General features: G+C 65.8%; 10 protein-coding genes. 2 read left to right on the top strand and 8 right to left on the bottom strand.

The window, feature by feature from the left end:
- From AC5RT3_RS16760 to AC5RT3_RS16730, 7 genes are all read right to left on the bottom strand, one after another.
- On the bottom strand, positions 1-248 hold a 248-nt coding region (locus tag AC5RT3_RS16760), incomplete at its 3' end, for a hypothetical protein (protein WP_494124699.1).
- Positions 249-399: 151 nt separating this feature from the next.
- Positions 400-582 (bottom strand): hypothetical protein, encoded by a 183-nt coding sequence (locus tag AC5RT3_RS16755; RefSeq protein ID WP_494053098.1) that lies wholly within the window; start codon positions 580-582, stop codon positions 400-402.
- Positions 582-749, bottom strand: coding sequence for a hypothetical protein (locus tag AC5RT3_RS16750; protein WP_494053099.1), 168 nt, complete (start codon positions 747-749; stop codon positions 582-584). The genes AC5RT3_RS16755 and AC5RT3_RS16750 overlap by 1 nt, the downstream gene beginning before the upstream one ends.
- A 612-nt stretch (positions 750-1,361) precedes the next feature.
- Positions 1,362-2,132 (bottom strand): SCO1664 family protein, encoded by a 771-nt coding sequence (locus AC5RT3_RS16745; protein WP_494053100.1) that lies wholly within the window; start codon positions 2,130-2,132, stop codon positions 1,362-1,364.
- Positions 2,132-2,686, bottom strand: a complete 555-nt coding sequence (locus tag AC5RT3_RS16740) for a DUF3090 domain-containing protein (protein ID WP_494053101.1) — start codon at positions 2,684-2,686, stop codon at positions 2,132-2,134. Before AC5RT3_RS16740 ends, AC5RT3_RS16745 begins: the two co-directional genes overlap by 1 nt.
- A 24-nt stretch (positions 2,687-2,710) precedes the next feature.
- Positions 2,711-3,403, bottom strand: a complete 693-nt coding sequence (locus AC5RT3_RS16735) for an MSMEG_4193 family putative phosphomutase (protein WP_494053102.1) — start codon at positions 3,401-3,403, stop codon at positions 2,711-2,713.
- A 61-nt stretch (positions 3,404-3,464) separates the two neighbouring features.
- Positions 3,465-3,827, bottom strand: coding sequence for a UBP-type zinc finger domain-containing protein (locus tag AC5RT3_RS16730; protein ID WP_494053103.1), 363 nt, complete (start codon positions 3,825-3,827; stop codon positions 3,465-3,467).
- A 99-nt stretch (positions 3,828-3,926) separates the two neighbouring features.
- Between AC5RT3_RS16730 and AC5RT3_RS16725 the strand changes: the two genes are divergently transcribed.
- The gene (locus AC5RT3_RS16725) at positions 3,927-5,693 is read left to right on the top strand and encodes an NAD(P)/FAD-dependent oxidoreductase (RefSeq protein WP_494124698.1); all 1,767 of its coding nucleotides are present in this window, start codon (positions 3,927-3,929) and stop codon (positions 5,691-5,693) included.
- On the top strand, positions 5,674-6,558 hold the full coding sequence (locus AC5RT3_RS16720; RefSeq protein ID WP_494053105.1) for a hypothetical protein: 885 nt from the start codon (positions 5,674-5,676) through the stop codon (positions 6,556-6,558). Before AC5RT3_RS16725 ends, AC5RT3_RS16720 begins: the two co-directional genes overlap by 20 nt.
- On the opposite strand, the gene AC5RT3_RS16715 is transcribed toward AC5RT3_RS16720, so the two are convergent.
- Positions 6,555-8,426 (bottom strand): vWA domain-containing protein, encoded by a 1,872-nt coding sequence (locus AC5RT3_RS16715; protein WP_494124697.1) that lies wholly within the window; start codon positions 8,424-8,426, stop codon positions 6,555-6,557. The genes AC5RT3_RS16720 and AC5RT3_RS16715 overlap by 4 nt on opposite strands.
- Positions 8,427-8,450 lie beyond the last annotated feature (24 nt).

Here is an 8,450-nt window from a genome sequence, read left to right as displayed (position 1 = left end):
TTGGCGAGAAATCCCAGCAACAGCGAAATCTGGTGGGCGGTGCGGTCCCCTGCAAGCTGGGCCTCGATGTCCTCCGCCGGGCTGTTGGTACCTGGCAAGTCCGGCGTGAAGAAGCCGGCAAGAACCAGGGCGGTGAACACCAGACCTGCCACTGCGGCCCATCGGTCCGGATTCCCCGTCGCCACTGCCGATCTAACATGGACGGGCGACGGGTTGCCGTGCGGCTCGGAATTCTCTCTGGCGTCCATGGCGTTCCCTCCCTGGCGCTGCACCCTAGGCGAGCTGAGAGTAAGAAGGGCGCAAACCTATGGTCATTTTAAGCCTCCGGGACCTAGACAGCCACACCGTCATTGGGCATGGCCCTCCGGCGGCGGGGGACACCCCGGGCGCAGAATGCAATCATCCCCAGCACCCACAGCCCGGCGAGTCCGGGCCGAAGATGCGCGCCCCGATCAGCAGGTAGACGGCCACATACCAGGGCAGCAGCTGGACGAGTGGATTTCCCAGGCCGAACACCAGCAGGGTTAGCGCGGGGACCATGACACACACTGCGGCGGACGGCCAGGGACTGCTTCTGTTCATCAGCGCAGGGGGTCACTCTTAGGTGGCGCAGCACGCTTCAGCTCCGCAATCCGCAAACGCAGGAAGACAATGGCCAGGACCAGGGCGTACACCGCCAGGACGCCCACGGCGATCGTGAAGACCGCGTACAGGATGCCGAGAATGCCAAAGGCTGGTGTCAGAGTCATTACTTCCCCCAAATAGTCGTTGCCCATAGGCTACGCGGGCGCAAAGGGTCCGCGGCGGAAGGGCACGTGATAGTCCCCCGGTGGCCCATGATTGGTCTGCTTAGGGTGGCACCAAGCTGTGTCTAAGCTGCAGTCTTATTGGAGCTTTGGGCCCGCATATCCCGAATTGCAGCAGTCGGCCGCCGGCGGGCCCTGGCAAAGGAGATCAACAGAGTGAGGACGGTCGCCATCCAGGCAAGCGCGGTGAGGAACACCAGGCCGACCGCCACTAAGGGGTGCATGCCGAAAGTCTAGGACCGTAGGGCTATGAGGTCCGGGCGAAACTCCGCACCATCGGAGCCGAAGATTGCGCGAGCACTGGCCAGTGGCCGGTTCACCTTGCACAGAGCACGGGAAAGGCGCGCCCCGTTCGCTGGGGCGCCCTCGAATCTCCGTTCGCAGCAGTCGGCGTTGAGCGGCCGCACGATTGGACCATCCCGGCTCCCGGGCGGCAGCTCCTGCAGTTGCCCGCAGGATGCCCACCTGCCTACCAGAAGTGAGGACTGGCTGCTGTACAGCGACCACATTGTCCTGATCTTGGAGCATGCTGCGAAGACCGTGGCCGTGACTAAATCAGAACAACGGCCAGGGCACCGCGGGCATCTCAGCTCTTGGCGCCGGGAACCGCCCTGCCGAGTGCAACCGGGCGCAGCGCGCTGCGAGCGACGCGACTTCTTCGGCGTTGAGCAGGTCCGCCAGGCTTCGGCCCAGCTCACCGCGCAGTCCTTCGATGATGCGATCGATGCCGTCGCGTTCCTCAGCGGTCAACGTTTCTCCCAGCCACCCCCACAGCACCGTGCGCAGCTTGTAGTCCCGGTGAAAGGTGAGCCCGTGGTCCACGCCGTGCCGGTGTCCGTCTGCCATGGCAAGGATGTGATCGCCTTTGCGGTCGGCGTTATTCACGACGACGTCGAACACCGCCATGCGACGAAGCGCCGGCGTGTCCTCGTGGACGAGGGCGACTCTCCGTCCGCTCTCATCCTGGCCCTCAAGGACGTGTTTCCACCCGTTCCCGGGCACGTCGTCGTCCGCCGCAACGAGATCCACCGCAGTCTGGTCGGGGTCTGACTCCTGCCACAGCTGCACCATTCCTTCGCCCAAAGGACCATCGCGGAGCCAGGTGAGTGGCACCACGTTCCAGCCGAGGACCTTGGAAACCAGGTACGCTGCGACCTCCCGGTGGGCAAGGAAGCCGTCGGGAAAATCCCACAGCGGTTTCTCCCCGGCTATCGGCTTGTAAACGACCGTGGTGTCGCCGATGCTGCCCAGGAAGGTGGCGTTCGACGCCGTCGCGATGCGACCGGTGAGGGTCAGCTCGGTAGTGAGCAGGTCGGGCGCCGGCATCAGACCTCGGGCAGTGTGCAGACGTGCCCGTCGGGGTCCACGGGGTAGCCGCAGAGCGGGCACGCGGGACGCCCGGCACCCACCACCTCCCGTGTCCGCTTGGCAAAAGCGCGGGCGGTGCCAACCGGCATCCGCACCAGCAACATTTCGGGCACTTCGGCGCCGTTCCCATCAACTAATTCGTCGTCGTCATCAGGATCGGCATCCATGATGGGGTATGCCTCGATGACCACCTGCGCCGTCGTCGGGTCCCAGCCCAGGGTCATGGCCCCGGTCCGGAACTGCTCCTCGACCGCCTCGAGCTGGTCATTGTCCACGAGTTCGATGGGGGTACCCGTGGGAACGCTGAAGGGGTTGCCCTCCAGCGCGATGAGCTGATCGAGGATTTCGTCAATCTTCTCGGCGAGCTGGGCCGACTGCTGCTTCTCGAGGGCGATGCTCACAATTTGCTTACCGGTCCGTACCTGCAGGTAGAACGTGCGCGCCCCCGGAACGCCGATGGTGCCGATGACGACCCGGTCAGGCCAGGCAAACTCGTGAACAAGTGTGGGCATGTCAGTATCTTAGGCACATGAGGTCTACGGCGCCGTGTGCCCTGCTCCGCCGCCCACCGGCGCATCGCCGGTTTTGATGCCCTTCGACAGCCACGACAGATCCCCGGCGTCGGTGTTCGTCGCATGGACGCTTGGCCGAAGTGCACCGTAGTGGACGATGGACAAGGAGGCAGGGCTCACGCTAATGCGCTGGAACAAATCGAGGTGCATACCAAGCGCGTCGGCCAGGATTGATTTGATGACGTCACCGTGACTCACGGCCGCCCACACGGCTCCTGGCCCGTATTCGGCTTCGAAGGCTGCATCGTGGCGCCGGATTGCTGCCACCGAGCGGGCCTGCATCGTCGCCATGGATTCGCCCCCGGGAAAAACGACGGCGGACGGCTGCGACTGCACGGCCGCCCACAGGTCTTCGGTTGCGAGATCACCGAGCATCCGGCCCTGCCACTGGCCGTAATCGCACTCGGTGAGGTCGGGCTCGGCCAGCGCAGAAGGATTACCAGCCTGGCGCTCCAGGATGAACTGTGCCGTTTGCTGGCAACGCTCGAGGGGGCTCGAGACCACGCCGGCCAGGGGCACCACCGCGAGCCGGTCTCCGGTCGAAGCTGCCTGCTCGCACCCGGTCTGGTCCAAACTGACGCCAGCCGCCCGGCCCGCCAGCAGTCCAGCGGCATTGGCTGTGGTGCGGCCGTGCCGCACGAGGATAACTGTCGCCATCCATCCAGCCTACCCAGCATCCTTCGCCGGACCCTGCCGGCGCGGTTGATTCGGCCCGCGGTCAGCGGTGGATGTGCTCCTGCCAGTCTGCCGGTACCTTGTCAGCCGGTCCGGGTGACGGTTGCTCCGGCGGCCTGGACTGGGGATCGGGAAGCCGCGGGCCGCGAAAAAACTTCTTCGTGGTGAGTTCGTAGAACCAGTCCTCCCCGGGTTCAAAGGACCTCATGACTGGATGGCCATCGGTGCGTGCGTGGGCACTGGCATGCTGCGAGGGGGATGAATCACAGCACCCGATATGGCCGCATTGGGCGCAGCGGCGCAGATGCAGCCACCATCCCGGGCCGTCACCGCCGAGGCACTCCACGCATCCTGTTCCGCTGGGCGTGGCGGCGGGGCTGATTCCGGGAATAGGGCGGTCTTCCATGACGTCCTCATTCTGGCAGAATCTCCGTACCTTGTCCCCCCTGTCCCAGCGGGAGTATCGTGATCGCCACCGAACCCTTGATCCGGAAAGACGGCGGCCATGGACGACTCGGTTCCGATCCTGCTGATTGCCACCCCGGACCCGGCCTCCCGGCGCATCCTCGAAGATGAGCTACGCCGACGGTACGGCGCCGACTACGAAGTGGTGGCCTGCGCCGGCCACGCCCACGGGCGGGCAGTGCTTGAGGGGCTCCGGCGCTGGAACCGCCAGGTGGCCCTTATCCTCGGATGCTACGGCCCGGCTGACCGTGGCGGACTCGATTTCCTGCGGCGGGCCTATGGCTTCCACCCGGCCGCCAAGCGCGGTGTGGTGGTGACGTGGGGCGACTTCGCCAGCGCCCCCACTGTATTCCGGGCGATCGGGCAGGGATACGCCGAATTACTGATCATTCGTCCCGAACGGCCGCGCGACGAAGAGTTCCACGGGGCCATTACCGATGCCCTCGATGACTGGCACCTGGCCCAGGGGGTCGGGTTCGAGGCGGTCCGGCTGATCGGGCAGGTGGGCGACGAAAGGACCCACGTGTTGCGCGACTCCTTGAGCCGAAACCACATCCCCGTGGGCTTCCACCCGGTCGGATCAGAGACGGCGCAACGGACACTAGAGAATTTGGGCCTGCGGGACCCGGTGCTGCCGGTCATGGTGCTGCAGTTCACCGATGCCCCCATTGTCCTCGAGAACCCCAGCGACCTTGAGATCGCCGAAGCCATTGGGGTGACGCGGCCACCGCCGGCGGACAAGGTCTTTGATGTTGTGGTGGTGGGAGCCGGTCCGTCCGGTCTCGCCACCGCCGTCTACGCCTCCTCGGAAGGCCTCTCCACCATCGTGGTGGAGGGGGAAGCCGTGGGAGGCCAGGCCGGCACCAGTTCGTTAATCCGCAACTACCCCGGCTTCTCCCGCGGCGTCAGTGGAGCCCACCTGGCCTACCGCTCCTTCCACCAGGCCTGGACCCTGGGCACGGACTTCCTCTTCCTGCGGAAAGTGGAGAAGCTCAGCGTCGATGGAGCCCTGTACCGGGTATCGATTTCCGACGGCACCGTGGTGCGGTGCCGCACAGTGGTGGTGGCCACCGGCGTGGACTACCGCCGCCTCGGCCTACCCCAGCTTGAAAACCTGGTGGGGAGGGGTGTCTTCTACGGGGCAACGGTCTCCGAGGCGCCGTCGATGACTGGAAAACACGTCTGCGTTGTGGGCGGCGGCAACTCGGCCGGACAGGCCGTCCTGCACCTCGCGAAATACGCGAAGAAGGTCACGCTGCTGGTGCGCGGACCCACCCTGTCGGCCAGCATGTCCGAGTACCTCATCTCCCAGCTCGAGGCCACCCGGAACGTGGCGATCCGGTACGGGACAGCGATCGTGGGGGCCCGCGACCAGGACGGATTCCTTGCCAGCCTGCAAGTGGCCGCAACCGGGGCCGGCGGCGCAACGTCAACCGAGGAGATCGAAGCGGGCGGCTTGTTCGTGCTCATCGGATCGATGCCGCGGACCTCCTGGCTGCCCGACACGGTGGAGCGCGACCAGGCCGGCTTTCTCCGGACCGGCACCAGCCTGGACGACAGTAAGGTCGGGGCTACCAGGCCGGACCGGCAGCCCTTGGCCCTGGAAACGAGCATGCCCGGCGTTTTCGCGATCGGTGACGTCAGGGCCGGTTCCATCAAAAGAGTGGCTACGGCAGTGGGGGACGGGGCCACCGTGGTCTCGATGCTCCATGCCTACCTGGCCGGGCACCCCCTGCCCGCCCCGCCCGCCGCCCCCGGTGTGGCAGCCGCGCCCGAGGAGCTCTCCGGTGACGTCCGCTTCAACTGACGCCGCACCGGTGATTGCGCCGATGCGGTGGCTGCTCTACATCGCCGCATTCCTCGTGTTTCTCGCTGGCCTGGTGCTGTTCGTGTTTCCGCTCCGGACTGCGGAATGGTTCGCATGGACAGTCAATCCGCCCATGACCGCGGTGTTCCTCGGCGCGGCATACTGGTCGGCGGCCGGCCTGGAGGTGACGGGCGCCCGCTCAGAAAGCTGGGAGTCAGCGAGGCTCGCAGTCTGGCCCGTGTTCGTCTTCACTACGCTGACTCTTGGAGTCACCCTGATACATCTCGACCGCTTCCACCTGTCGCCAGCCGCCGGGCCCCTTGCCCAGATAGCCACCTGGGCGTGGCTGGCAATCTATGCCATCGTGCCCGTGGCGATGCTCGTGATCGGCTGGATGCAGGTCCGGTCCCGGCGTCCCGCCCCGAAGTCCGTGCCGGCGCGACGGCCCGTGCTGCCGCCCGCGCTGCGGTTGCTCCTGCTGGGAATCGCCGGGGTGCTGGTGTTGTATGGCGTGGCGCTCCTGGCAGTACCCGCTGCTGCCGCGACGTGGTGGCCGTGGCCATTGTCCGAGCTCACTGCGAGGGCCGTCGGAGCGTGGCTGGTGGGCCTGGGGTGGTCCGCCGCGCAGGGCCAGTTCAGCGGGGACCTCCGCACCGTCCGCCCCGTTGCCCTGACCTCCGTTGCGTTCGTCATTCTGCAGACACTTGCCCTGCTGCGGTATGGCGACGCCCTGGCATGGACGGGTGCGCCGGCGATCGGCTTTGTCACCCTCCTGATTGCCATCGGAGTGGCCGGCGCATGGGCACTAGCATTATCCCGTTCGCCGGCAGCCCGGGCCGGAAACGTGCCAGGACCGCCGGCCTAGAAACTGGTCACCAGTTCGCCAAGCACCTCTTCGAGCCGGTTCGGATCGGTGGCGTCGTAGTAGTGGGCGCCGCTTGCCTTGGCGATTTCCAGCAGGGTGGGTACGTCTGCCTCGGGGCCGTAGGCGAGGGTAAAAACGAGCACCGGCGTCGAATGGTTCTGATGGTTCAGCTGTTCAGAGAGCCCGCCCAGGTCTCCGGGGTGCGTGGTGTCGTTCTTGCCGTCACTCAGCAGCACGATGGTGTTGATGAAATCTTCCTTGTATTCCTTGGCCTGCTCGCCCGCGAAGCGGCTGACGGCTTCAAAAAGGGGTGTTGCGTCCACAGCCTGAAGCTCGCGGAGCTTGGCCGTGATGTCTTCCTTGTTGGATTCGAGCGGCGCTACCGGGCTGACGATGCCCGGCGTCAAGGGCCCGTCACCCTCATGGGAGAAAGCGGCCAGCCCGATTTCGTCCTCATCGGTGAAATGGTCCAGGGCCTTGAGAACGGCATCCTTGGCCCGCTGCAGCTTGTTTGCTGCGGGATCCTGCACCATAGACTCGGAGACGTCCACCAGGAACAGGACCCGGGCGCGTTTGCGGACTTCAGGAAAGCTGTCCTGCATGGCAAGAAGGGCCTCTGCTTTGGGAAGCGGCAGCGGCTGGAGGGTTTCAGCGTACCGTCCGGTCCCTGCCACCCCGGGGTCCAGGTCACCCTGAAGGGTCCGGTATCCGGAAGTCTTTACGATCTGCTGGCCTTGCTCTGTCACAGCGAACCGGAGGAAATCCTCGGCTGCCAAGCGCTGCCGGCCCTCAACCCAATCGCCGTTAAGGATTACGGCCGGGTTATCCGCCACCTGCACGCCATCGTTGGGGTAGATGGCACGGAGGGGTTCCTGGGGCGGGGGACCGGACTGCTTCGTAATCCCGTCTTCGCTCACTACCCCGCGGTTGTAGTCCCAGACAAACTTCTCGTCCACGATGACGGCGGAGAGAAATTCCGCGACGTTCCCGGCGTCATCGGCTTCCCGCACGTGCCACAGGAAATGCTCGGGAGTGGCCATATAGTGGCTGGTACGCAGCTCCACGGCACGCACTTTGTCCACCAGGGAAGCCGCTTCCAGGTCCATGCCGTCCAGACCTCCCACGTTCCCGCCGGCGGCACCGTAGGAAGCGGCAAGGGCCATGAGGCCCGACGTCGAGACCAGCGGACTGGCCTTGCCGAACTTGAACTTTCCCCAGTCGGCATGGCCGAGGCGCTCCCAGACGCCCTGGTCCTCCGCGGTTTTGAAGACATCGGACCACGAGGGCGCTTTGCTGTCCCAGCCGAGTGCAGCAGCCATGCTCTCCGGCATAGCCACCACGACGGCACTCCGCGCAACACTCCTTCCTTCCTGCGGGACCTGGCTGCCCCCGGCACCTGCTCCTGCGATGCGCAGCCAGGCTGAAGAGTCCGGCATCCAGACGGCGGGCCGGTCGCCGGCTGCGACGCCCGGGAACTGGGCAGCAACCTTCCCGGCGGACGTGCCGGATTTTTCCTGGCTGACTTCGGGTGCCACGCACTTCCCGTCCACGCTGCGGGGTTTCGCGGTGTACCCGGCAGCCAAGGCACGGACCATGTCAGCGTTCTCGAGCGAGGTGAGGATTTTCAAGGCGATGCACGGAGATCCTCCGGCGGTGGCAGCAGGACTGTCCTGCGCCAGGGGTTCACCTGGGGCAGGGGTGCTGCCATTCCCTGCTGATGGGCCGCCGCCGTCTCCTGGATCGGCGGGGAAGATCAGCACCCGCAACACGAACGCGCCGCCAACAACGAGAAGCGCGACCGTGGCTGCCGCGGCGATCCACACCCAGCGCGGATAGCTCGGGTCAGTTGCTGCGCGTCGACGGCCCATGCTCGTTTCCTTTGAAATCCCCCG

It is taken from the genome of Arthrobacter sp. Y3221159 (genome assembly GCF_059089885.1).
The sequence above is the reverse complement of the archived record's forward strand: the minus strand, read 5'-3'. Positions and strand labels throughout refer to the sequence as shown.

Bases quoted from the DNA above. Each gene is read 5' to 3' on its own strand.
- AC5RT3_RS16755 (WP_494053098.1), bottom strand. From the start codon at position 582: ATGAACAGAAGCAGTCCCTGGCCGTCCGCCGCAGTGTGTGTCATGGTC.
- AC5RT3_RS16750 (WP_494053099.1), bottom strand. From the start codon at position 749: ATGACTCTGACACCAGCCTTTGGCATTCTCGGCATCCTGTACGCGGTC.
- AC5RT3_RS16745 (WP_494053100.1), bottom strand. From the start codon at position 2,132: ATGCCGGCGCCCGACCTGCTCACTACCGAGCTGACCCTCACCGGTCGC.
- AC5RT3_RS16740 (WP_494053101.1), bottom strand. From the start codon at position 2,686: ATGCCCACACTTGTTCACGAGTTTGCCTGGCCTGACCGGGTCGTCATC.
- AC5RT3_RS16735 (WP_494053102.1), bottom strand. From the start codon at position 3,403: ATGGCGACAGTTATCCTCGTGCGGCACGGCCGCACCACAGCCAATGCC.
- AC5RT3_RS16730 (WP_494053103.1), bottom strand. From the start codon at position 3,827: ATGGAAGACCGCCCTATTCCCGGAATCAGCCCCGCCGCCACGCCCAGC.
- AC5RT3_RS16725 (WP_494124698.1), top strand. From the start codon at position 3,927: ATGGACGACTCGGTTCCGATCCTGCTGATTGCCACCCCGGACCCGGCC.
- AC5RT3_RS16715 (WP_494124697.1), bottom strand. From the start codon at position 8,426: ATGGGCCGTCGACGCGCAGCAACTGACCCGAGCTATCCGCGCTGGGTG.